This is a genomic window from Candidatus Poriferisocius sp., from assembly GCF_965202595.1.
Lineage (GTDB): Bacteria > Actinomycetota > Acidimicrobiia > Acidimicrobiales > Bin134 > Poriferisocius.
Genome location: NZ_OZ241836.1, coordinates 554,973 through 577,209, shown reverse-complemented (window position 1 = coordinate 577,209; position 22,237 = coordinate 554,973). Strand labels below are relative to the sequence as shown.

The 22,237-nt window shown below is 65.2% G+C and carries 20 protein-coding genes and 4 tRNA genes; 11 read left to right on the top strand and 13 right to left on the bottom strand.

The features are described from left to right. The 11 genes from ACOGXC_RS03015 to tig form a co-directional block, all read right to left on the bottom strand. Nucleotides 1-1,899, bottom strand: coding sequence for a TIGR03960 family B12-binding radical SAM protein (locus tag ACOGXC_RS03015; protein WP_419919240.1), 1,899 nt, complete (start codon nt 1,897-1,899; stop codon nt 1-3). A 94-nt stretch (nt 1,900-1,993) separates the two neighbouring features. After that, on the bottom strand, nt 1,994-3,148 hold the full coding sequence (gene rodA, locus ACOGXC_RS03010; protein ID WP_419919239.1) for a rod shape-determining protein RodA: 1,155 nt from the start codon (nt 3,146-3,148) through the stop codon (nt 1,994-1,996). Further along, complete coding sequence (mrdA, locus tag ACOGXC_RS03005; RefSeq protein WP_419919238.1) at nt 3,148-5,232, bottom strand: penicillin-binding protein 2; 2,085 nt, start codon at nt 5,230-5,232, stop codon at nt 3,148-3,150. Before mrdA ends, rodA begins: the two co-directional genes overlap by 1 nt. A gap of 31 nt (nt 5,233-5,263) precedes the next feature. Next, a complete protein-coding gene (gene mreD, locus ACOGXC_RS03000; RefSeq protein ID WP_419919237.1) occupies nt 5,264-5,770 on the bottom strand; it encodes a rod shape-determining protein MreD in 507 nt (168 codons plus the stop codon). Between the two features lie 100 nt (nt 5,771-5,870). Continuing rightward, nucleotides 5,871-6,719, bottom strand: coding sequence for a rod shape-determining protein MreC (mreC, locus tag ACOGXC_RS02995; RefSeq protein WP_419919236.1), 849 nt, complete (start codon nt 6,717-6,719; stop codon nt 5,871-5,873). A gap of 21 nt (nt 6,720-6,740) precedes the next feature. Continuing rightward, nucleotides 6,741-7,784: a rod shape-determining protein gene (locus ACOGXC_RS02990; RefSeq protein ID WP_419919235.1), complete on the bottom strand. Its 1,044-nt coding sequence runs from the start codon at nt 7,782-7,784 to the stop codon at nt 6,741-6,743. A gap of 88 nt (nt 7,785-7,872) precedes the next feature. Continuing rightward, nucleotides 7,873-8,280 carry a nucleoside-diphosphate kinase gene (gene ndk / locus ACOGXC_RS02985; RefSeq protein ID WP_419919234.1) on the bottom strand — a complete coding sequence of 136 codons (408 nt, stop codon included), beginning with the start codon at nt 8,278-8,280 and terminating at the stop codon, nt 7,873-7,875. A gap of 11 nt (nt 8,281-8,291) precedes the next feature. After that, nucleotides 8,292-9,614: a bifunctional folylpolyglutamate synthase/dihydrofolate synthase gene (locus ACOGXC_RS02980; protein WP_419919233.1), complete on the bottom strand. Its 1,323-nt coding sequence runs from the start codon at nt 9,612-9,614 to the stop codon at nt 8,292-8,294. A 175-nt stretch (nt 9,615-9,789) separates the two neighbouring features. Continuing rightward, nucleotides 9,790-11,061: an ATP-dependent Clp protease ATP-binding subunit ClpX gene (clpX, locus tag ACOGXC_RS02975; RefSeq protein WP_419919232.1), complete on the bottom strand. Its 1,272-nt coding sequence runs from the start codon at nt 11,059-11,061 to the stop codon at nt 9,790-9,792. Between the two features lie 14 nt (nt 11,062-11,075). Next, entirely contained in the window at nt 11,076-11,708 is a 633-nt protein-coding gene (locus ACOGXC_RS02970; protein ID WP_419919231.1) for an ATP-dependent Clp protease proteolytic subunit, read from the bottom strand. A gap of 164 nt (nt 11,709-11,872) precedes the next feature. Next, nucleotides 11,873-13,228 (bottom strand): trigger factor, encoded by a 1,356-nt coding sequence (tig, locus tag ACOGXC_RS02965; protein WP_419919230.1) that lies wholly within the window; start codon nt 13,226-13,228, stop codon nt 11,873-11,875. A 104-nt stretch (nt 13,229-13,332) separates the two neighbouring features. On the opposite strand from tig, the gene ACOGXC_RS02960 reads away from it, so the two are divergent. Continuing rightward, a tRNA-Gly gene (locus ACOGXC_RS02960) sits at nt 13,333-13,403 on the top strand. A 48-nt stretch (nt 13,404-13,451) separates the two neighbouring features. Here the strand turns inward: ACOGXC_RS02960 and ACOGXC_RS02955 are convergent. Next, a tRNA-Arg gene (locus tag ACOGXC_RS02955) sits at nt 13,452-13,526 on the bottom strand. A gap of 207 nt (nt 13,527-13,733) precedes the next feature. Here ACOGXC_RS02955 and ACOGXC_RS02950 point away from each other — a divergent pair. Both ACOGXC_RS02950 and ACOGXC_RS02945 read left to right on the top strand, forming a co-directional pair. After that, nucleotides 13,734-13,808, top strand: a tRNA-His gene (locus tag ACOGXC_RS02950). Between the two features lie 7 nt (nt 13,809-13,815). Further along, a tRNA-Lys gene (locus ACOGXC_RS02945) sits at nt 13,816-13,888 on the top strand. A gap of 41 nt (nt 13,889-13,929) precedes the next feature. Here the strand turns inward: ACOGXC_RS02945 and ACOGXC_RS02940 are convergent. After that, nucleotides 13,930-14,943 carry a Rieske 2Fe-2S domain-containing protein gene (locus tag ACOGXC_RS02940; RefSeq protein ID WP_419919229.1) on the bottom strand — a complete coding sequence of 338 codons (1,014 nt, stop codon included), beginning with the start codon at nt 14,941-14,943 and terminating at the stop codon, nt 13,930-13,932. Between the two features lie 188 nt (nt 14,944-15,131). Between ACOGXC_RS02940 and ACOGXC_RS02935 the strand changes: the two genes are divergently transcribed. The 8 genes from ACOGXC_RS02935 to ACOGXC_RS02900 all read left to right on the top strand — a co-directional run bounded on the left by ACOGXC_RS02935 (nt 15,132) and on the right by ACOGXC_RS02900 (nt 22,198). Beyond that, nucleotides 15,132-16,505 carry an amidohydrolase family protein gene (locus tag ACOGXC_RS02935; protein WP_419919228.1) on the top strand — a complete coding sequence of 458 codons (1,374 nt, stop codon included), beginning with the start codon at nt 15,132-15,134 and terminating at the stop codon, nt 16,503-16,505. A 28-nt stretch (nt 16,506-16,533) separates the two neighbouring features. Continuing rightward, nucleotides 16,534-17,025, top strand: a complete 492-nt coding sequence (locus ACOGXC_RS02930; protein WP_419919227.1) for a VOC family protein — start codon at nt 16,534-16,536, stop codon at nt 17,023-17,025. Between the two features lie 7 nt (nt 17,026-17,032). Then, nucleotides 17,033-17,521 carry a VOC family protein gene (locus ACOGXC_RS02925; RefSeq protein ID WP_419919226.1) on the top strand — a complete coding sequence of 163 codons (489 nt, stop codon included), beginning with the start codon at nt 17,033-17,035 and terminating at the stop codon, nt 17,519-17,521. Between the two features lie 64 nt (nt 17,522-17,585). Then, complete coding sequence (locus ACOGXC_RS02920; protein ID WP_419919225.1) at nt 17,586-18,806, top strand: CaiB/BaiF CoA transferase family protein; 1,221 nt, start codon at nt 17,586-17,588, stop codon at nt 18,804-18,806. An 81-nt stretch (nt 18,807-18,887) separates the two neighbouring features. Continuing rightward, nucleotides 18,888-19,169 carry a 2Fe-2S iron-sulfur cluster-binding protein gene (locus ACOGXC_RS02915; RefSeq protein ID WP_419919224.1) on the top strand — a complete coding sequence of 94 codons (282 nt, stop codon included), beginning with the start codon at nt 18,888-18,890 and terminating at the stop codon, nt 19,167-19,169. Nucleotides 19,170-19,253: 84 nt separating this feature from the next. Further along, nucleotides 19,254-20,489, top strand: a complete 1,236-nt coding sequence (locus ACOGXC_RS02910; RefSeq protein ID WP_419919223.1) for an amidohydrolase family protein — start codon at nt 19,254-19,256, stop codon at nt 20,487-20,489. A 9-nt stretch (nt 20,490-20,498) separates the two neighbouring features. After that, a complete protein-coding gene (locus ACOGXC_RS02905) occupies nt 20,499-21,818 on the top strand; it encodes an SRPBCC family protein (RefSeq protein ID WP_419919222.1) in 1,320 nt (439 codons plus the stop codon). Beyond that, the gene (locus ACOGXC_RS02900; RefSeq protein ID WP_419919221.1) at nt 21,815-22,198 is read left to right on the top strand and encodes a hypothetical protein; all 384 of its coding nucleotides are present in this window, start codon (nt 21,815-21,817) and stop codon (nt 22,196-22,198) included. The genes ACOGXC_RS02905 and ACOGXC_RS02900 overlap by 4 nt, the downstream gene beginning before the upstream one ends. Nucleotides 22,199-22,237 lie beyond the last annotated feature (39 nt).

Sequence of the window (22,237 nt, the reverse complement as noted above, 5' to 3'; positions counted from 1 at the left end):
TTACCCCCGCAGAAAGACCGGGGTTTGCCCCGTACCCTGACTCCCCCCCGCCGGTGGGGTGGCGGAAGCCACGATGTGTTCGATGCTGTAGCCGGTGCAAGCCCCGCAGTCGTAGCAAGGAGTCCAGCGACAGTCCTCCAAACCCACCTCGTTCAGGGCATCCCGCCAGTCCTGCCACAAGAAGTCCTTGTGCAACCCCGCGGATATGTGATCCCAGGGCAGAACCTCATCGGCGGTGCGGTGGCGGTGCACGTACCAGTCCGCCGATAGACCGTGGCGGGCCATGGCCCCCATCCAGCGGTCGTGGTCGAAATGCTCGGACCACTCCTGGAAAGTGCCGCCCCCCCGCCACACCTCCTCTATGACCCGGCCTATGCGGCGATCCCCCCGACTGGCGATGCCCTCCACCAGGCTGGCCCGGGGATCGTGCCACTTCATCTGTACCCCCCGATTCCGCTTGACATCGTCACGCAGCAGGAAGATCTTGCGCTCCAACTCCGGCACCGTGTTCTGGCCGAACCACTGGAAGGGGGTGAAGGGCTTGGGCACGAACCCCCCCAGCGACACGGTCACCGACGGGTTCTTGGTATGAGCCTTACCCAACGCCACACAATTGCGGGCCAATTCGGCGATGGCCAGGGTGTCCTCATCGGTCTCGGTGGGTAGCCCGGTGAGGAAGTACAGCTTCATGCGCCGCCACCCCTGGGAGAACGCCGACTCCACCGCGCCGTACAGATCCTGCTCACCGATGAGCTTGTTGATGACCTGGCGCATCCGCCACGACCCGGCCTCGGGAGCGAACGTCAAACCGGTACGCCGGGCCCGCTGGATCTGAGCGGCCAAACCCACGGTGAATGCATCCACCCGCAGGCTGGGCAGCGACACCGATACCTCACCACCCCCGACCTCCATGGTCGTGGCCACCACCTCCTCTATCCCGCTGAAATCGGCGGTGGACAGCGAGGTCAGAGCAATCTCGTCGTAACCGGTGCGGGCCAACCCACCCGCCACCATGGTGCGAACCTGCTCGGCGGGCCGTTCCCGCACCGGGCGGGTGATCATCCCGGCCTGGCAGAAACGGCACCCCCGGGTGCAACCCCGGAACACCTCCACGTTCAGCCGGTCGTGAACCACTTCGGTAAGCGGAACGAGCTGGTTCTTGGGGTAGGGCCAGGCGGCCAGATCGGCCACCGTGCGCTTCTCCACAACCTCGGGCACCCCCGGGTGGCGGGGGGTTACCGACACCAGCGCCGGGCCGTCGTAGACCACGTCGTAGAGCGAAGGCACGTACACGCCCTCGACCGAGGCCAACTCCAGCAGCACCGCGAGGCGCGACGGCTTGCCCGCCCGCTTCCAGTCCCGGACCACCGCGTTGATCTCGGAAACCACCTCCTCCCCGTCACCCAGCACGAAGAAATCGACAAAATCGGCCAGCGGCTCGGGGTTGTAGGTGCAGTGCCCCCCGGCACCGATCAGCAGGTCGTCCTCGGCCCGATGCTCGGCCCGCACCGGTGCCCCGGCCAGGTCTATGCAGTTGAGCACGTTGGTGTAGACCAGTTCGGACGACAGGTTGAAGGCCAGCACATCGAACTCCGTGGCCCGCCGGTGGGTGTCCACCGAGAACAGCGGCAGGCCCGCAGCCCGCATCTCGGCCTCCATGTCCACCCAGGGGGCGTAGGCCCGCTCGGCCACCGCGCCGTCTTGCTCATTGAGGATCTCATAGAGGATCTGAAGACCCTGATTGGGCAAACCCACCTCGTAGGTGTCGGGATAGGCCAGCAGCCAAGCCGCCTTGGACGGATGGTGCTCGGGCACCACCATCCCACCCTCACCGCCGATATAGCGCGCCGGTTTGGAGACATTGGGGAGCACCAGCTCCAAATCCGACCACAAGGACATCTACCTAAATGTACCGCCCCCGGACCGGGTTCTCAGATCAAATCCCTCCGAGCGGATCAGACGAACCGGCGCAGACCAAACCCCTCAGAGCGGATCAGACGAACCGGCGCATCCGCACGTTGATGACCAGGCCGATGCCGATGAGGGTGGCGATGGCCGAGGAACCGCCGTAGGAAACCAGGGGCAGGGGGATACCGGTGATGGGGGTAATGCCCAGGGTCATGCCCACCGCCTCGAACATCTGGAACAGGATCATGGCGAAAACCCCCGAGCAGATCAGCGTGCCCAACCGGTCCCGGGCCAAGCGAGCGGCCTGGAGGATCCGCAACAGAAGGATGGCGTAAAGCGCCAGGGTGGCGGCCGCCCCTATGAAGCCGAACTCCTCACCGATCACCGTGAAGATGAAGTCGGTGTGCTGCTGGGGCACCAAGCCGCTCAGGGTCTGGGAACCCTCGCCGTAGCCGGTGCCGCTCACCCCGCCGTTGCCGATGGCTATCTGGGCCTGGCGCTGCTGGAAAGCCGCCTCGGTGATGTCGCTGGAGGGATCCACAAACGTCCGGAGCCGGTTGGTCTGGTACTCCTCCAACATGTTGGAGTTGATCATGAGGGTTACAACCGTGGTGGCGATCAAGGCGATTCCGATCACCTGGCGCAAGCGAATCCCGCCGATCAGGAGCATGGCGAATCCGATGAACACGTAAATCAGCGCCGTACCCACATCCGGCTGGAGCAGGACCAGAAGGCCCGGCCACGCAACCATGCCCACGGCCAAAAACACCCTGGTCACGTCCATGTGGTCCTCGAAGCGGGACAAAAAGGCGGCCATCGCCACGATCACCACGATTTTCTGGAACTCCGACGGCTGGAGCTGTACGTCGCCGACCCGGAACCACGACCGGGCACCGTTAACCTCCTGGCCCAGCGGTCCCAGCACCACTATGAGAGCCAGAATGCCCACGCCGTAGATGGCCACGGCGAACTTGGACAGCTCGTGGTAGGGCATCCAGGCCACAAAGATCATGAGCAACGCTCCGGCCACCCCGAAGAGCAACTGCCGATCCAGAAAGAAAGTATCGAAGTTCTCGGGATCCCGGCCCCGAGTGGTGCTGTAAATGGCCACAATGCCGATTGCCGTCAAGCCGGCCACGGCCAGAATCAGCAGCAGATCGATGTGCAACCAGGGCGCGTACTGGCTGTCCCGGGTGTTCGGATCCCGAGATCGGCGATCCTCCATGGAGATCACCGACATCAGGAGCTACCCCCGGTCCCGTCCCCGCCTTCTCCGTCCCCGCCGGATCCGTCCTCGCCTTCCCCATCCCCACCGGTCCCGTCCCCGCCTTCCCCATCCCCGCCGGTATCCATCGATTGGCCCAGGTCGGCGAGGTCGTCGATAGTACGGACTGCCTGCACCGTGCCGGTGGCGATGGGCTCCAGCAGGCGGCGCACCGCGGGGGCGGCGACATGGGCACCGAAGCCCGCCTCCTCCATCACCGCCACCGCGACGTACTCCGGATTGGGATTGGGACCGAAGGCGGCGAAAAGCGAATAATCGGCCTTGCCCACCACCTCCGCGGTGCCGGTCTTGCCGGCCACCGACCAATCCTCATGGGGAAACCCTTCAAAGGCGAAGTAGGCGGTGCCATCCAAATCGCTGGTGACGCCCAGCAACCCTTGAAGGATCGGTTGCCGGATGGAACTGGGCATGTATATGCGGTTGAGCACCCGGTCGGCAAAGGACTGCAACACCTCCCCGGTGACCGGATTCTCAACCCGATCCACCACCTTGGGGGCGTAGAGCGTGCCCCCGTTGGCGAAAGCGGCATAGCCGTTGGCCAACTGGATGGGGGTGACCCCCAGCACGCCCTGCCCGATGGCCAGCACAATGGAATCACCGGTTCGCCACGGCTCCCCCGCGGCCTCCGCCTCCGACGGTGAGGGCACCCTGCCGGCCCCCTCACCACCCAGGGCTATACCGGCTTGAGCCCCGAACCCGAAGAGTCGAGCGGTACGCTGGATGCTCTCGCGATCAAAACGGTCGGTCCGGTCCATGGTGTCGGCCAGGTAGTAGAAGTACACATCGGAGGACACCGTGATGGCCCGAGCCAGGTCAACGGGCCCGTATACGGCTCCTTCGGCATTGTTGAAGGTGCACGAGGCGATCAACTCCTCATCGCAGGAAGGCACGACGAAGCTACCGGTGTCCTCATAGAGGGTGTAGGGGCCCAGAACCCCACGAGGACCGAGCACCCCGCTGTTCATCGCGGCATAGGCTGTGAACAACTTGAACGTGGATCCCGGTGAGTAGATGCCGGAGAGAGCCCGGTTGTTCAGGGGTTGATGGTTGTTGGGATCCTGAAGCTCCGCCCATCGCTCGTCGGAAAACCCCTTGACGAACTCGCCGGGCTCGTAAGTGGGAAACGACGCCATCGCCAGGATTTCTGCCCCATTGGGGTCCATTACCACCATGGCACCGGCAGGAGCGTTGAAGGGCAGATCCCCCTCCTCGGTCCCCGCCCGCTGGCGAGCCGCGGCCAAAGCGGCCAGAAGCTCCTTCTCGGCCATTCCCTGGATGTCGATGTCAAGGGTGAGATGCACATCCGCACCGGCTACCGGGTCGATTTTCTCAATGATCCGGATCGGATCACCGAGATTGTCCACCTCCATCCTGGTATAGCCGGGCGTACCCCTGAGCAGTGGCTCAAATGATGCCTCCACCCCGGTCTGCCCAATTTCATCGTTTCGGCGGTAGGACTTGGGATTGTCAGCCACCTGTTCGTACTGCTCCTCGCTGATGAGAGAGACATAGCCCAGAACATGGGCAGCCAGATCGCCGTAGGGATAGGTACGAACACTGCGGATCTCCGTATCCACACCCGGGAACTCATCGGACCGCTCAGCCAGCACTATCTCGAAGTGCTCGGTCACATCGTCGGCGACCGGCACCGAGTCCAGGGGACCGTACCGGGGATCCTCCAACGCCCTGTTGATCTCAAAAACCTTGGTCAGGCGGCCGGTTCGGCTGATCTCCTTGGCCAGCCGCAGAACCAGAGCCTCCTGCTCGTCGGTATCGAACTTGGTGTCGAAGATCACCCGATCCACGGTCACCACCAGGGACTCCCCGTTGTCAACCAGCACGTTGCCTTTGCGGTCGAAGATGCGCCCCCGGGGGGCCGGCTCGTAGACCAACCGAATGGTGTTCTGCGTGGCCTGAACCTCGAACTCCTCCGAGCTCATGACCTGAAGGAACCACAGGCGGGCCACCAACGCTCCGAAGGCCAGCAACGCCAAAAGGCCCAGAAAACTCAACCGCAGACGCAGCGATTCCGGGCTCACGACTCCTCCGCCAACCGCAATGACTCCGGGCTCACGACTCCTCCGCCAACAGTCGAACCCACGACCAGCGCCACATACCCAAAAGGGGCAGGCTCAACACCAGGTTGTAGGCCGCGGCCACCCCCATGACCACGTAGAGGTGCTCGGTATAGAGGTTGGCCTCGCCCAGCAGCTCACCCAGCACCGCGTACACCAGCAGCCCTCCCGCGGTGGCCACCGCAGCAACCAGGACGTTTATCCACCAGGCGCTGCGGATGATCCGCTCTTCCAGCAAACCCACCGCGTAGCCCCACACGGTGTAGATGAGAGCGGAAAGACCGAACAGCGTGGGCAGGTAAAGATCCATGCCCAAGCCGATCACGAACCCGGCGGTTGCCCCCCGCTGCGGTCCCCCCACCAAACCGGCGGTGACCGCCACGGCCAGCGGCACCTCGGGCGCAACCCCGAATACCCGCAGATCGGAGAACAACGTCAGATGAAGCACCAGCACGGTGAAAAGAAACAGGGCGCTGCGGACATAGCCACTCGCCGTGTTCACCGCCTCATCCTGCCCTTTGGACTCACGGGCCCTCGCCCAGGGGGTCGCAAGCTCATCCTGCCCTTTGGACTCACAGGCCCTCGCCCACTGCCCTTTGAACTCATGGGCCCTCGCCCAGGGGGTCGTAGAGCAGCACGGTCACGAAGCTCAAGTTATCGGTATCGGCCGAGGGCTCCACGATGAGAACCTGGAGCAGGCGGGCCTCGTCGAATTCGATCCTGGTAACCGTGCCTATGGGTATGCCGGGGGGGTAACGGCTGCGATCCACACCGCTGGTGACAACCTCATCCCCAACGGCTACCTCGGTATCGACCTCCAAGCCCTTGTCAACCCTCAGCGCATTCCCATGTCCACCCCCCGAGGCCAATCCCACGTCGTCGGTTCCCACCACCAGCACCCCCACCTCGAACTCGGGATCGGTGAGAAGCGTCACCCGGGAATGCCGCCGCCCGGGGTCACCATCGATCCGCCCGATCAACCCGCCCCTGGTGACGACCGGCATCCCGTTACGGATCCCGTCCTCGGACCCCCGGTTGATCTGCACCGAGTACCGGTCGAAGTTGCCCACATTGGCGGTAACCACCTCCGCCACGGTGTTGGGAATGGCCTGCACATAGGGCAGATCCAGTTCCTTGAGCAGCGATTCCAGGCGAACGGCCGCATCGGAATCGAGAATGCGCTGAGCCTCGAGTTTTTGGAGTTCGTCCCGCAGCATCACATTCTCGGATTCCAGCTCGGCATAACCGGTCATGCCTTTCCAGGCATCGCCCACCGGATTGAACAGCCGGTTCGCCGCTGAACGAAATGGTGACATCAGATCCATCAGCGTTTCTTCCGTTCGCTGGAGGGGCTCGAAGCCACGGGCATCCAGAGTGAGAAGGGTCACTGAGCTGAGCAGCAGGAAGACAAGCGTTGCTCGCGACCGTCCGGTGCGGGTGCCCGCTGGCACGGGGCCCAACCAACCGAACGGTCAGTCGTACGACGCCGAGAAGAGGAGTCCCTCCAGCGCGTCGAACTCCTCCAGCGACTGACCGGAGCCGATGGCCACGGCGTGGAGGGGGTCGTCCGTCAATCGGACCGGCATCCCCGTTTCTTCCTGGATCCGAGAGGGCAAACCGTTCAGCAGTGCCCCACCCCCCGCCAGCACGATGCCCACCTCCATGATGTCGGCAGCCAGCTCGGGAGGGGTTTCGTCGAGGGTCACCTTGACCGCGTCCACGATCGACCGCACCACCTCGGAGATGGCCTCGCGAATTTCGGAGGTGGAGGTAACCACGGTCTTGGGCAAGCCGGTGACCATGTCCTGACCCCGGACCTCGGCGTATTCGTTCTCGCTGCCCCTCCACGCCGACCCCAGCACAATCTTCACTTCCTCCGCGGTGCGGCTCCCGATGATGAGGCTGTGCTCCTTCTTCAAAAAGGAGATGATGTCCTCGTCCATCCGATCGCCGCCCATGCGGATCGACTGGCCGGTGACCACCCCGCCGAGCGAGATCATGGCCACCTCGGTGGTGCCGCCGCCTATATCCACGATCATGCTGCCCGAAGCCTCCTGCACCGGCAGGCCGGCACCGATGGCCGCGGCCATGGGCTCCTCGATTATGTACACCGGCTTTTTGGCCCCAGCAGAAATCGCGGCCTCCTGAACGGCCCGCTGCTCCACGGGAGTGATACCGGAGGGAACGCAGATCACCATACGGGGCCGGGTGAATCGCCCGGGGGACACTCGCTGGATGAAGTACCGCAGCATCTTCTCGCAGATGTCGAAGTTGGCGATCACCCCGTCCTTGAGCGGTCGGATGGCCTGGATATGGGCCGGTGTGCGACCCAGCATCCGCTTGGCCTCGGCCCCCACGGCCAGAGGCGTACCCTCGCTGGTGACCGCCACCACCGAGGGCTCGTTGATAAGGACACCCTCGCCACGGACGTACACCAGCGTGTTGGCGGTACCCAAGTCGATGGCGATATCACGACCCACCAGGCCACTGCCGGAATAGAACCGCCGCTTCACCATGAAGCAATGTTAGAATGATTCACCCGAAATCGCACACCGGCCCGGCAGTTGCCCGGCAATCGGGCGAGCCCCCGCCCCCGGCAAGGCCCTACAGGGACGGGAAGAAAATAGCTATCTCCCGCTCGGCGGAGGCTTTGCTGTCGGAGCCATGAACGAGGTTCTCGGTTACCTCCAGGCCGTAGTCTCCCCGGATGGTGCCCGCGGGGGCATCCAAGGGGTTGGTGGTCCCCATCATGGAGCGGACCACGGCATAGGTGTCATCGGGCCCCTCCAGCACCAGGGCCACCGACGGTGAACGGCCGATGAACGACACCAGGTCGGGGTAGAACGGGCGGTTGACGTGTTCGGCGTAGTGCCGGGCGGCCAGATCCGGGTCGATGGTGAGCATGCGCATGGCCGCTACCCGCAAACCTCGGGCCTCGAAACGCGACAGGATGGCCCCCACCAGACCCCTCTCCACCGCATCGGGCTTGCACAACACCAGTGTTTTATTCACCGGGCGGGATTTTAACGATCGTGGGCCGCCATGTGAAAGCGGGCCTCCCCGGCGGTGTACATGGAACCGGTCACAACCACCGCGTCCTTTGCAGTGGCCGAAGCCAGGGCTGTGTCCACCGCGCCGGTGACATCATCGGCAATCTCGGCATCCAGCCCCCGGTTTCGGACCGCGGCGGCCAGGTCCCGAGCCGGTAGGGCGCGGGGCCAGCGGGGGGCGCAGCAGATCACCCGGTTCCGGCGGGCACCGGCTGGTTCGAGGGCAGCCAGCATCGCATCCAGGTCTTTGTCGCGCATGATGCCGATGACCCAGATGATCGCTCCGGACACGCTGAACTGATCCCGCAGGGTGGCGGCGGTGGCGGCCACCCCATCGGGGTTGTGGGCACCGTCGATCACCACCAGGGGTCGGCGGGCCACCACTTCGAAGCGGGCCGGGACAGTCACCTCCCCGAGCCCATCGAGCAGCGGCTCATCCAGCACGCAGCCGGCCAGAGCCTCAAAAGCGGTGAGAGCCACCGCGGCGTTATCCCCCTGATGGGCACCGAACAAGCTGACATAAACATCCTCATAGCGAGCCCGGGGGGTGCGTACCGTGATGAGCCGGCCCCCCACCGCCGGGCGGTTCTCCTCGAGCTCGAAATGCTCACCGGCAACCAGCAAATCCCCCGGTGACTCCCCAGAGGCTATTTCAACCAGCTCAGGTGCCATCGGCCCCAAAACGGCGGTGACCCCGGGATGGATTATGCCTGCTTTCTCCCCCATGACCTCCGCCTCCCAGCCGGGTCGACCATCGGTGTGGTCGCGGCCGATGTTGGTGATAACCGCCACCCGGCTGTTCACCACGTTGGTGGCGTCGTAGCGACCCAGCTTGCCCACTTCCACCACCGCCAGGTTTACCGCCGCATCGGCGAACCAGCGCAGGGCGGCGGCGGTGACCAGCTCGAACCACGACGGCGGACCAAAACCCGTGTTAAGGCCCGAACCCGTGTGAATACCAGAACCCGGGTGAGCAGCAATGTGGTCCACCACCAGCCGCAGATGGCTCAACAGCTCGGCCAGCTCGGGATCGCTTATGGGGTCGCCACCCACGGCCATTCGCTCGTTGATACGCTCGACATGGGGGCTGGTGTAGGTCCCCACCGTCATCCCCCACCTCGAGGCCAGCGCGGCCACCAGCGCGGCCACCGAACCCTTACCGTTGGTGCCGGTTATGTGGATGGCCGGGTAGTCGGCCTGCGGATCTCCCAGCGCGCTCAACAACTCCCGCATCGGTGCCAGCGACAGGCCGCGGGTATCCCCGGCGGTGGCCTCCAGGTTGATGTGGGTATCCAACCACGCCCGAGCCTCGTCGAGAGATCCGAAAGATCTGGTGGGCGACTTTGCGATCAGCTCGCCTCGCGCCGGGACCGGTCCGAAGACATGGGGTAATCCGTGGGCATCGAGCGATCAGCTCGCCTCGCGCCGGGACCGGTCCGAAGACATGGGGTAATCCGTGGGCATCGAGCGATCAGCTCGCCTCGCGCCGGGACCGGTCCGTCGAGCGAACCTTGGCTGCGTCCAACATCCGGGGCTGAGCCTGGCCGCGAACTGCCTTGTCGTTAACCACGCACTGGACCACATCGTCGCGGCTGGGCAACTCGTACATGACGTCGAGCAGAACCTCCTCCAGGATCGCTCGAAGACCCCGGGCCCCGGTGTTGCGGGCCAGAGCCAGCTCGGCGACCTCGGCCAGGGCCTCATTGGTGATGACCAGCTCCACGTTCTCGAACTCGAAGAACTTGCAGTACTGCTTGACCAGGGCGTTCTTGGGCTCCACCAGGATCCTGACCAGCATGTCCCGCTCCAGGTGGGACACCACACCGACCACCGGCAGGCGACCTATGAACTCGGGAATGAGACCGAACTTGATCAGATCCTCGGGCTGCACCTGGGTGAACAACTCCCCATGGTCCCGCTCCGAATCGCTGCGGATGTCGGCACCGAAACCGACCCCGACATTGCCCACCCGGTTCTCGATGATCTGCTCCAGCCCTGCGAAGGCACCACCGACGATGAACAACACGTTGGTAGTGTCGATCTGGATGAACTCCTGATGGGGATGCTTGCGCCCGCCCTGGGGCGGAACCGATGCCGTTGTGCCCTCGAGAATCTTCAGCAGGGCCTGCTGCACGCCCTCGCCCGACACGTCCCGGGTGATGGACGGGTTCTCGCTCTTGCGGGAGATCTTGTCGATCTCGTCGATGTAGATGATGCCGGTCTCGGCCTTTTTGACATCGTAGTCGGCGGCCTGGATGAGCTTGAGGAGGATGTTCTCCACATCCTCGCCCACATAGCCGGCCTCGGTCAGTGCGGTGGCATCGGCTATGGCGAAGGGCACGTTGAGCATCCTGGCCAGGGTCTGGGCCATGAGCGTCTTGCCGCACCCGGTGGGGCCGAGCAGCAGGATGTTCGACTTGGACAGCTCCACCTCGGGATCCGACGAGCCCATCTGGACCCTCTTGTAGTGGTTGTAGACCGCCACCGACAGGATCCGCTTGGCGTGCTCCTGGCCGATGATGTAGTCGTTCAAGAAGGAGTAGATCTCCTGGGGTTTGGGCAGTTCCTTGAATCCGGTGCCGCTGCCCTCGGCCAGCTCCTCCTCGATGATCTCATTGCACAGGTCGATGCATTCGTCACAGATATAGACACCGGGACCGGCGATCATCTTCTTGACCTGCTTCTGGGTCTTTCCGCAAAAGCTGCATTTCAGCAGCTCGCCGCCCTCACCGAACTTGGCCACGGTCCCAGATCCCCTTACCGGATGGCCGTGATCGGCCCGGAGTTGTCGGCGGCATCCCGGGACGAGATCACCTCGTCTATCAGCCCGTACTCCTTGGCATCGTTGGCGGTCATCACGTAGTCGCGGTCGGTGTCCTGCTTGATCTTCTCGATATCCTGGCCGGTGTGGCGGGCCAGGAGTTCCTCCAACTGGTCCTTGAGCCGCTGGATCTCCCGGGAGGCGATCTCGATGTCGGACACCTGCCCCGATGCCCCGGCGTAGGGCTGGTGGATGAGCATCCGGGCGTGGGGCAACGCCAGGCGCTTGTTGGGTGCGCCCGCCGCCAGCAGCACCGCGGCGGCCGAGGCCGCCTGCCCGAAGCAGATGGTGGTGATGTCGGGCTTCAGGTACTGCATGGTGTCGTAGATGGCGAACATGGCGTTTATGTCACCACCGGGGCTGTTGATGTAGAGGTTGATGTCCTTGTCGGGGTTCTCCGACTCCAGGTGCAGCAACTGGGCACAGATGAGGTTGGCCACCGTGTCATCGATCGGGGTGCCCAAGAAGATGATGTTCTCCTTGAGAAGGCGGGAGTAAAGGTCAAATGACCGCTCCCCCCGGTTGGTCTGCTCGACCACGACGGGCACCATGTAGTTCTGGGGGTTCATGGGGTTTGATTCTCACTCAGAGTCGGGGGAAGCTCGAAGCAGTTCTGGGGGTTCATGGGGTTTGATTCTCACTCAGAGTCGGGGGAAGCTCGAAGCAGTTCTGGGGGTTCATGGGGTTTGATTCTCACTCAGAGTCGGGGGAAGCTCGAAGCAGTTCTGGGGGTTCATGGGGTTTGATTCTCACTCAGAGTCGGGGGAAGCTCGAAGTTGTCGTCTGGGTTCAGGCTAGACCACTCCAGGGGGTTTCCGTCGTCATCGGTGATCTCGACCCTCTCCAGGACCCATCCCCGGGTCTTGCGCATCAGAGCATCCAATCGCACCCCCTTGAGGCGATTCTCGTCGCCGCCCAGAACCGACGACTTGATTTCATCGACGGTCAGGCCCACCTGGGCGGCCAGCAGGGCCATCTCCAATTCGATGTCCTCGGCGGAAACCTGGATTGCCTCAGCCGCAGCCACCGCCCGCAGAGCCAGGTCGCTCTTCACCTCCATGAGGGCCGGTCCCCGCAATGCCTCCACCAGCTCTTCGGTGGTCTGGCCGATGGCCTCCAGGTAGGTCTCCACCTCAACCCCCTGGCTGTCCAGGCGCAACTGGAAGGTTCGGAGGCGGCGCAGCACCTCGGTGTCCACCAACGCCTCGGGAACATCGTCTGTCACCAGCCCGGCAAGTTGTTCCGCCACCTGATGCATCAGAGACTCCAAGGTGTTGGCCCGTTTGGATCGGGCGATGCTCTCCGACGTGTCGGCCTGCAACTCGTCAACGGTGTCGAACTCGGAGGCCTCCCGAACAAACTCGTCGTCCAGATCGGGCAGGACAGTCTCCTGCACCTCCTTGACGAGAACGCGGAACCTCAGCAGCCCGTCCTCGGCGGGGTCGGGGTGGCGGGCGTTGAACTCCAGGATGTCCCCGACCTTGGATCCCCGGAGATGCTCGTCGATCTCGGGAATCAATGACTCCTGGTTCACCTCGTAGGAGTAGTCGTCCACGGTGAGACCCTCGACCTGCTCCCCGTTGTACGACCCGTAAATGTCCATGGTCACGTTGTCACCGTCAAGCACGGGCCGGGCCACCGAGGCCAACTCGCCGAACTGCTTGCGAAGCTGGTCGATCTGGCGGCTGATCTCCTCCTCGGTGGGCTCGGGACTGGGCACCTCCACCTTGAGCCGGTCGTAGCCGGTGACGGTGACAGAGGGGCGGATCTCCACCACCGCGTCAAAGCTGACCGGGCCGTCCTCAGCCCCGCTGGTGATGTCGATCTCCGGCGGAGCGATCGCGTCCACATCGTGATCATTGATGGCCCGGGTGTAGTACTCGGGGACCGCATCATTGAGGGCCTCCCCCCGGGCCGCCTGGGGACCTATCCGAGCCTCCAGCACCCGCCGGGGGGCTTTGCCGGGACGGAATCCGGGCAGGCGAACCTCGTGGGCCAGCTTGCGGAAGGCCTGGTCCAGCTTCTTCTCGAACTCATCGCAGTCGATGTCCACCGACACCTTTACCCGGTTGCCCTCCAGGCTTTCCACGGTGCTCCTCACAGACCCGCCAGTTTACCGGCCACCCCCCGAATACTCGTGTCGTAGCCGATTGGGGTTGCCGCGGCCAACAGTTATCATTGGTGACCAGCCCCGCGGGTGTAGTTCAGTGGTAGAACCCCAGCCTTCCAAGCTGATGACGCGAGTTCGATTCTCGTCACCCGCTCCCCCCCCCCCCCGGCATGGTGCCTACGACCCTCCCGCAATCGGCATGCGCCCCCGGCAGGATTCGAACCTGCGGCCTGATGATTAGAAGTCAACTGCTCTATCCTGACTGAGCTACAGGGGCGGGCTGGCGCGAATTGTGGCGCGTAATTGCCAGGTTAGCGGTCGGGTAGGGGTTTGGGCTGCTGGTTTGGGTGCGGGACGGGGGTTGGTTGGGGGGTTTGGCCGTGTCGGAGGGTGGCGGGGGGTTGGGGTGCTTGCGGTAAGCATCCGGCCGGCAACAAACGGTTTCCGCATCGGGCATCGTTGGGCCTAGACTGGCTCTTCCTTGCGGGCCGTAGCTCAGTCTGGTTAGAGCGCCGGGTTGTGGTCCCGGAGGTCGGGGGTTCAAATCCCCTCGGTCCGCCTGACAAGCCCCTCTAGCTCAACTGGCAGAGCAACGGACTCTTAATCCGCAGGTTCTGGGTTCGAATCCCAGGGGGGGTACCGCACAGCATCGACAACAAAACCGGGGACGGCGGGAAACCTCAGGAGTTCCCGCCACCGTCCAGCAGCGCGGCCAGGCTTCGGCGCCATTCCACCGAGGGGCGGTCGGACTGCACGCTGACCGTCGCGGTCAGATCCATGGGCAGCACCCCTTCCAGCTTCTCGAGCATGGCCTTGTCCTCGGCCCCGATAGCCAGGTCGAACTTCATGATCTCCTCGGCCGGCACCGAAAAATCGTCGTTGCGCCACACCACGAAGTTGAACCGGGTATTGGTGTCGTCCACCGGGGTGGCCAGCAGCAACAGGATGTGCTCCAGGCCCGATTCATAGGTGATGGTGCTGCGCACCGAGAACGGCAGCGTGTAACCGGTGGTCATGCGGCGGTGCAGCACATCGATGTCCTGGCCGGTGACTGTCCGGCCGGCGTCGGTGGTGTTGTTGGCGTTCACCTCGTAGGCGTAACCCCGGTAGCCGTCGGGCAGATCGACCATCTCCAGCGGCGGCACCACCGTCTCCTGGGCCAGACCGAAAGTGGCGGTGTGAACGAACGGGAAGTGGGAGAAATCCATGAAGTTGTCGGTCACCCGGGTGGCCGACACCGCCCACTGCTGGAACGGGGTGTTGAGCCGCCGGAACTCGGGGTCGGTCTCCTGGGGAATCTGGGGGATCGGCCCCCACGGTCGGCCCGGGCAGAGCCAAACCAGGCCATAGCGCTCGGTCACCTCAACCGTGGCCAAGTGAGCCTTGGGCGGCACCGGTGTACCCGGCGGTGACGACGGCACCCGCTCGCACCGGCCACCGGGCCCGAACCGCCACCCGTGATAAGGGCATTCCAAGCACCCGTCCACCATGCGGCCGGCCGATAGCGGGGCCTCCCGGTGGGGGCAGCGGTCGGGGGCGGCGATGAGCGATCCATCCCCGCAACGCCACAGCACGTAGCGGCGGCCCAGCACCCGATACCCCACCGGCCCCGGCGCTATGTCCCCGGTGAGGGCCACCGGATACCAGTGATGATCCAGCGCCGGCTGGCCAACAAGATGGGCATTACCCGTCATGGACCGATGATACCCCCGCCGCCCCAAACCGCTTTTCACTCAAGAACCCGCTGGGACGGCTGGTGGCTGTTGATTTCACCCAGCAGGAGGACTGCTTGAAGGCAGGCTGGTGGCTGCTGTTTCCCCCAACAGAAGGTCTGCTCGAGAAGAGCTGCTCGAAACCAAGCCGGTGGCTAGGGTCAACGGGCGTGACCGCAGCCGACTGGGTGATCTTGGGGGACATCGTCACCATGGATGCCGAGCGCACCATCATTTCGGGGGGCGCGGTGGCGGTGGTCGGTGGGGTTATCGCCGCGGTGGGCAAGGCCGGTGACATCAAAGCGCAGTACCCGGGTGCCCCCGAGCGGGGGGCGGCAAGCTCGCTGGTCGTCCCCGGATTCATCAATGCCCACCAGCACCTCACTGCCGACCGGTTGATGGCCTCGACCATCCCCGACGAGCTGCCCCCCGGAGCTGCCATCTACGAGTGGATCGTCCCCGTCCACGAGCACGTCACCGGCGATGACGACGAGTTGGCCGCCACCCTGGGACTGATCGAGGCGGCCACCAACGGCATCACCACCACCATCGATGCCGGGACGGTGGCCCACCCCGACCGGGTGGCCCGGGCCATGAACGCGGTGGGGGTGAGGGGAGCCATCGGGCGCTGGGGCACCGATGCCGTTGGCCTCCCCCAGTCCGGCTCGGTCGACGAGGTGATCGACGCTCACCGGAACCTGCTGGAGCGATACCCGCCCGGCGGGATGGTGGAGGCATCGGTGACCCTGGTGGGTCACGACCTGATGTCCGACGAGCTGGTGGTGGCGGCCGCCGATCTGGCCCGCTCCACCGCAAGCAGGTTGAGCTTTCACCTCTCCCCCACCCCCGACGACACCGCCCACTACCGGGGGCGAACCGGGCATCGACCGCTGGTGCACTTGAATCGCCTGGGGGTGCTCGGTCCCCGAACCCTGGTGGGTCACGCCGTCCACATCGACGATGCCGAGGTGGAGACCCTGGTGACCACCGGCACCGCGGTGGCCTCCTGCCCGTGGGCCTACCTGCGGCTGGGCCAGGGCATCACCGAGCGCTTCGCCCACCTGGAGCTGTGGCGGCGGGGGGGCCGGCTTGCGTTGGGGTGCGACACCGAGAACGCCGGCGACGCGGTGGACGGGCTTCGGGCTGCGGCCCTGTTCGCCGGGCTGGCCAAGGACACCTCGGCCGATCCCACCGCGTTCGGGGCCCATCAGGCCTTCGAGCTGCTGACCATTGCCGGAGCCGAGGCCGTGGGCATGGCCGACCGGATCGGCTCCCTGGAAGTGGGCAAGGCCGCCGACTTGGTGGTGATCGACCGCTCCGGGGTGCAGTGGCAGCCGCCCAGCCCCGACCCGATCCTGCAACTGGTCTGGGCCGGTGGGGGCCGGTCGGTCACCGATGTCCTCATCGCCGGCCGCCTTGTCATTGCCGATGGCCGCTGCACCACAGTGGATGCCGGTTCGCTTAGAGATGAGGCCGGCCGGGCCGGGCGGCGGCTCATCGACCGGTCCGGCATCCGGCCCCGCAGCCGCTGGCCGGTGCGATGACCCAGAGTTATGGACTAGAAATAACCCGATGACCTACCCCAACACTCTCATCTTTGTTGATTTCCCCTCCAGTGACCCCGAGGCCTCGGCCACCTTCTACCGCGAGGTGTTCGGCTGGGAGGTGGAACCCCGCCCCGCGGGTGTGTTCCACCGCATCGTCCCCGGCCAGAACTTCCTGCTGGACGACGGCTCCCAGAGCCCCATCGGCAACCTGCACATGGGTATCCACAACGTGGCCAACGCCCGTCCCCACCCCCACCCCGATGGAACCGAGCCCCGCACTCCGGCCGGCGACGGTCGCACCGTGAGGGTGTGGATCCTGGTGAGCGACGACGACTCCTCCGACGCCATCATGGACCGAGCCCTGGCCCGCGGGGCCACCGAGCTGTGGCGAAACCACTACTGGGCAGAGTTCAACGGGTTCAACGCCGCTTTCAAGGATCCGTGGGGCAACACGCTGATGCTATGGACCAAGGGCGGCGACGACCCCCAAGTGCCCGACGGCTGGACCTCGGAGTAGATCCACCGTGGACGATCACGCCCCCGTGCACGACATCCACCCACCGGCCCCCCGCTGGACCCACGTGGCCCTGCGGGTGACCGACATCGACGCCACCATCGACTGGTACACCACCTACACCCCGATGCGGTTGCTCGACCGGCGCCAGGACGACATGGGTTACGGGGCCTGGCTGGGCCACGACGATGCCCCCGATTCTCCGTTCTTGCTGGTGATAGCCCAGTTCTTTCCCGGGACCGACCCATTCAAGGACTCGCCCATAGCCAGGCTGGCCCCGTTTGCCCACCTGGGCATCGAGCTGACCAGCCGCGAGGCGGTCGAGGATGCGGCCACCCGGGGCGATGCCGGTGGCTGGCTGCGCATGGCCCCCACGGACATGCCACCCCCCATCGGCTACATCTGCATGCTGAGCGACCCTGACGGGAACATGGTGGAGTTCTCCCACGATCAGGGTGTCTACGCCCTGGCCCGCCGGCTCGCCCTCAAAAAGAGCTGACCTTGCCCAGGTCCGAGCCCCGCATCCAGGCCCCGGGCCCGAAATATCCGAAACGGAGAGTTCGATGACCGATGTCATGCACGGTGTCCGCATCCTCGAGGTGGCCGAGCACACGTTCGTACCCGCTGCTTCTGCCCTGCTCGCCGAGTGGGGGGCCGAGGTCGTAAAGATCGAGCATGTGGAGCGGGGCGATGCCATGCGGGGTCTGGCCTCCAGCGGCACGGTGTCGCTGGGCAAGGGAGCCCACGTGCTGCTCGAGCACTCCAACCGGGGCAAGCAGAGCCTCGGCCTCGACCTGACCGCCGCCGCGGGCCTCGATGTGCTGTACCGCCTGGCCGGGGTCAGCGATGTATTCCTAACCAACAAGCTGCCCGGGGTCCGCGAGAAGCTTCGGATCGGCCTCGACGAGATCCGGGCCCATAACCCCGACATCATCTACGTGAGCGGCAGCGGCCAGGGCGAGAACGGGCCCGACCGGGACAAAGGCTCGTACGACTCGCTGGCCTACTGGGCCCGGTCGAGCGTCGCCGCCGCGCTCTCGCCCCCCGAGAACGACACGGTGATCGGCCCGCCGGGGCCGGCGTTCGGCGACTCCATAGGGGCCATGACCATCGCCGGGGGCATCATGGGGGCACTGTTCCACCGAGAGCGCACCGGTGAGGCCACCACCGTGGACGTATCCCTGCTCGGCGTGGGGATGTGGTCGATGGGGGCCACCATTGCCCTGTCCCTCCAGCATCAGACCCCCTGGCGGGGCCGCCCCAAGGACGCGCCCCCCGGCAATCCTCTAAGCAGCACATACCGCACCAGGGACGGCCGGTTCATCTTCCTCACCTGCCTTCAAGCCGCCAAGTACTGGCCCGAGGCGTGTGCGGTGGTGGGCCGCCCCGAGCTGGCCGGCGACGAGCGCTTCGCCGATGCCGCCTCGATCACCCGCAACGCGGCGGTGGGTACCCAACTCCTGGCCGAGGCCTTCGCCGAGCGCACCCTGGAGGAGTGGCGCGAGGCGCTGGCGGGGTTCTCGGGCCAGTGGGCGGTTGTCCAGGACACCCTCGAGGCGGCCACCGACCACCAAGCCGTGGCCAACGGGTACGTGCAGGAGTACGAGTCGGCCGCCGGGGAACCGTTCTCGCTGGTGTCTCCGCCGGTGCAGTACGGCGGCCGGCCGGCTCAGCCCCGCCGGGCACCGGACTTCAACGAGCACGGCGACGAGATTCTCCAGCGGGTCCTCGGCCTCGACTACGACCAGGTCATCGAACTGAAGATCAAGGGCGCAATCCCCTGATCGCCTTCCTGATCGCCGAAAACCAAGAACCCAACCCCCTGATCACCGAAAACCAAGAACGCAATCCCCTGATCGCCGAAGATGAAGAACGCAACCCTGACCATCGTGTTTGAGGGTCGGCACCACACCTTGGACTATGTCGCGGGCGACACGGTGCTCGAAGCCGCCCGGCGGGCCGGACTCAGCCCCCCGTTCTCCTGCGAGGCGGGCAACTGCGCCACCTGTATGGCCCTGCTCCATCGGGGTCACGTCACGATGCGGGCCAACAACGCTCTGACCCCCGATGACCTGGACGAGGGGTGGATCCTCACCTGCCAATCAATCCCCGAGGGCGATACCGTTGTCGAGTACGAGAACTACTAGCCCAGTCCAAAAGACATCGAGTACGAGAACTACTAGCCCCTACCCCAACAACCCCCGAAATAACCCCACAGGAAAAGGCCTGCCATGTCCGAATCGACCGTAACCGTCCTGCGCGCCGGCGGCGTTCTCGACATCGACACCGGCGATGTCATCGAATCCGCATCGGTGGTCGTCGAGGGCAACCGGATCAGCACTGTATCCACCGACCGGAGCACCATCGAGAGGGCCGACGAGGTGATCCACATGCCCGATCTCACCCTCATCCCCGGCCTCATGGACATGGAGGTGGACCTGGTGCTCGGCGGCCCGGGGGCGGGTCTTTCCGACCCGGTGAGGAGCGACCCGATCAAGATGACGTTGCGGGCCACCGTCAACGCCCGGCGCACCCTGCGGGCCGGCTTCACCACCGTGAGAAATCTGGGCCTGTTCGTCAAGACCGGCGGGTACTTGATCGACGTGGCGTTGAGCGAGGCGACAGAAGCCGGCTGGATCGATGGCCCTCGTATCGTCCCCGCCGGCCATGCCATCGTTCCCACCGGCGGCCACCTCGATCCGAGCGCCCAGAGCAGCCTGGCCCCGCACATCATGCCCCTCACGGTGGAGGAGGGCATCGCCGATGGGATCGACGAGATCAGGCGGGCCGTGCGCTACCAGATCAAGCACGGGGCCAGGCTCATCAAATGCTGCGCCTCCGGTGGCGTGATGTCCCAGACCGGCCCGTCGGGGGCCCAGCAGTACTCCACCGGGGAGCTGGCCGCCATAGCCGAGGAGGCTCACCGCCGGGGCCTGAAGGTGGCCGCCCACTGCCACGGCGACACTGCGGTGAACGCCGCTCTGGACGCCGGCATCGACTGCATCGAGCACGGGTTCATGATCGGCGATGCCACCATCCAGCGCCTGGTGGACACCGGCACGTTTCTGGTGTCCACCACCGCTCTGGCCGAGGACTGGGATGTCTCCCAGTACCCACCGACGCTACGGGCCAAGGCCGCTGAGGTGTTCCCCCGGGCCAAGGAGTCCCTCACCCGGGCCATCGAGGCCGGGGTGAAAATCGCCTGCGGCAGCGATGCCCCCGCCATCTGGCACGGGCGCAACGCGCAGGAGCTGGTTGTGCTGGTCAAGCGGGGCATGACGCCGTTGCAGGCCCTGCGGGCGGCAACCACCGCCGGTGCCGAGCTGATCGCTGCACCCGACCTGGGACGCATCGCGCCCGGTATGCTCGCCGACATCATCGGTGTCCCCGGCGACCCGCTCACCGATATCACCACCACCCAGCGGGTGCAGTTCGTGATGAAGAACGGCAGGGTGTACAAGCGCTAAGGAGAATCCATGCCCCACTTCCCGAAACCCGCCGAGGGGAGCTGGACCGAGCACTACCCCGGGTTGGGAACCGGGCCGGTCTCCTATCGTGACTCCTACGACCCCGACCACTGGCAGCGGGAGATCGACACCATCTTCATGAAGGAGTGGCTGTGCGTGGGCCGTGTCGAGCGACTCGGCCGGACCGGCAGCTACTTCACCAGGGAGTTCCCCTGGGCCAAGCGCAGCATCGTGGTGGTCAGGGACCGGGGAGGCACCGTGCGGGCCTTCTACAACGTGTGCCGCCACCGGGGCAACAAACTGGTATGGGACGACTACCCCAACGAGGAAACCGCGGGCTTGTGCCGTCAATTCGCCTGCAAGTACCACGGGTGGCGTTACGACCTCGACGGCTCGCTCACGTTCATCCAGCAGGAGTCGGAGTTCTTCGACATCGACAAGGACACCCTCGGCCTGGTTCCCGTGGCTTGCGATGTGTGGGAGGGCTTCATCTTCGTCAACCTCGACTCCGAACCCCGGCAGACGCTCACCGAGGCTCTGGCCCCGCTGGCCGGCGGCCTTGCCGGGTACCCGTTCGGTGAGATGACCCAGACCTACGAGGTGCGCTCGGAGATCAACAGCAACTGGAAGCTGTTCATCGACGCTTTCGTCGAGTTCTACCACGCACCGGTGCTGCACCAGCGCCAGGCGGCCGCCGATGAGGCCCAGAAGCTGGCCGGTTTTGGCTTCGAGGGCCTCCACTACGAGTTGTTCAGCCCCCACTCGATGGTGTCGTCGTGGGGTGGTATGTCACCCCCCAAGGATCCGGGGATGGTCAAGCCGATCGAGAACCTGCTGCGCAGTGGCCTGTTCGGCCCCTGGGACAAGCCCGCGGCGATCAACAACAACCAGGACCTCCCCCCGCTGGTCAACCCCTCCGGGCACCGGGCCTGGGGTATCGACTCGTTTCTGGTGTGGCCCAACTTCATGATCCTGATCTGGGAGACCGGCTGGTACCTCACCTACACCTACTGGCCCCTCGGACCGAGCAGGCACCTGTTCGAGTCCACCCTCAACTTCGTGCCGCCCGAGAACGCCAGCGGGCGCGCCGCCCAGGAGTTCGCGTTCTCGACCTTCAAGGAGTACGCCTTCCAGGACGCCAACACGCTGGAGGCCACCCAGACGATGATTGAGGGCGAGGTGGTGGACACCTTCATGCTCAACGACCAGGAAATCCTCTGCCGCCACCACCACGCCGCGGTGCAAGAGCAGGTCCGGGCCGGTGAGCGCCCGGCCGGCTACCCGTGGATGCCCGCCTCGGACCGAGAACCCCGAAAGGGACAACGATGAGCGATGCCAACAACAGCGACAACGCCCAGAGCCACGCCAACAACAGCGACACCGTCGCCGCGCTTCCCGCTTGCTTTCTGGACCTCACCCCCTTCTCGGGGTGGGCCCTCGAAACCTGGCGGGAGCGCTACGAGAAGCGCCTGGCCTCGACAATGGACGAGATGCAGGCCTTCTACGATGCCATGATGCCCCGCCTACCCCAGATCCTCGAGCACTGCGACTCCTTCGCCCTCCACGACCTGCCGGGCGACACCCGCAACTTGCTGCTGATGGTGTTCGCCCTGGGCGAGGCCTCGTTCCCGGTGGAGGCGTGGCGCCAGCCCCGCGTTCCCGACAGCGGGTCGGCCGACCTGGAGCTGGTTCGCGAACCGCGCCTGTAGCCGGAACAGCCCTCAACCCGACCGGTAGCTCCGATTCGC

Excerpts from the sequence above, each read along its gene's own strand:
- ACOGXC_RS02970 (WP_419919231.1), bottom strand. The coding sequence starts at position 11,708 with ATGAACCCCCAGAACTACATGGTGCCCGTCGTGGTCGAGCAGACCAAC.
- ACOGXC_RS02900 (WP_419919221.1), top strand. The coding sequence starts at position 21,815 with ATGAGCGATGCCAACAACAGCGACAACGCCCAGAGCCACGCCAACAAC.
- ACOGXC_RS02990 (WP_419919235.1), bottom strand. The coding sequence starts at position 7,784 with ATGGTGAAGCGGCGGTTCTATTCCGGCAGTGGCCTGGTGGGTCGTGAT.
- ACOGXC_RS02915 (WP_419919224.1), top strand. The coding sequence starts at position 18,888 with ATGAAGAACGCAACCCTGACCATCGTGTTTGAGGGTCGGCACCACACC.
- ACOGXC_RS02920 (WP_419919225.1), top strand. The coding sequence starts at position 17,586 with ATGACCGATGTCATGCACGGTGTCCGCATCCTCGAGGTGGCCGAGCAC.
- ACOGXC_RS03015 (WP_419919240.1), bottom strand. The coding sequence starts at position 1,899 with ATGTCCTTGTGGTCGGATTTGGAGCTGGTGCTCCCCAATGTCTCCAAA.
- rodA (WP_419919239.1), bottom strand. The coding sequence starts at position 3,148 with ATGTCGGTGATCTCCATGGAGGATCGCCGATCTCGGGATCCGAACACC.
- ACOGXC_RS02940 (WP_419919229.1), bottom strand. The coding sequence starts at position 14,943 with ATGACGGGTAATGCCCATCTTGTTGGCCAGCCGGCGCTGGATCATCAC.
- ACOGXC_RS02905 (WP_419919222.1), top strand. The coding sequence starts at position 20,499 with ATGCCCCACTTCCCGAAACCCGCCGAGGGGAGCTGGACCGAGCACTAC.
- ACOGXC_RS02910 (WP_419919223.1), top strand. The coding sequence starts at position 19,254 with ATGTCCGAATCGACCGTAACCGTCCTGCGCGCCGGCGGCGTTCTCGAC.
- ACOGXC_RS02930 (WP_419919227.1), top strand. The coding sequence starts at position 16,534 with ATGACCTACCCCAACACTCTCATCTTTGTTGATTTCCCCTCCAGTGAC.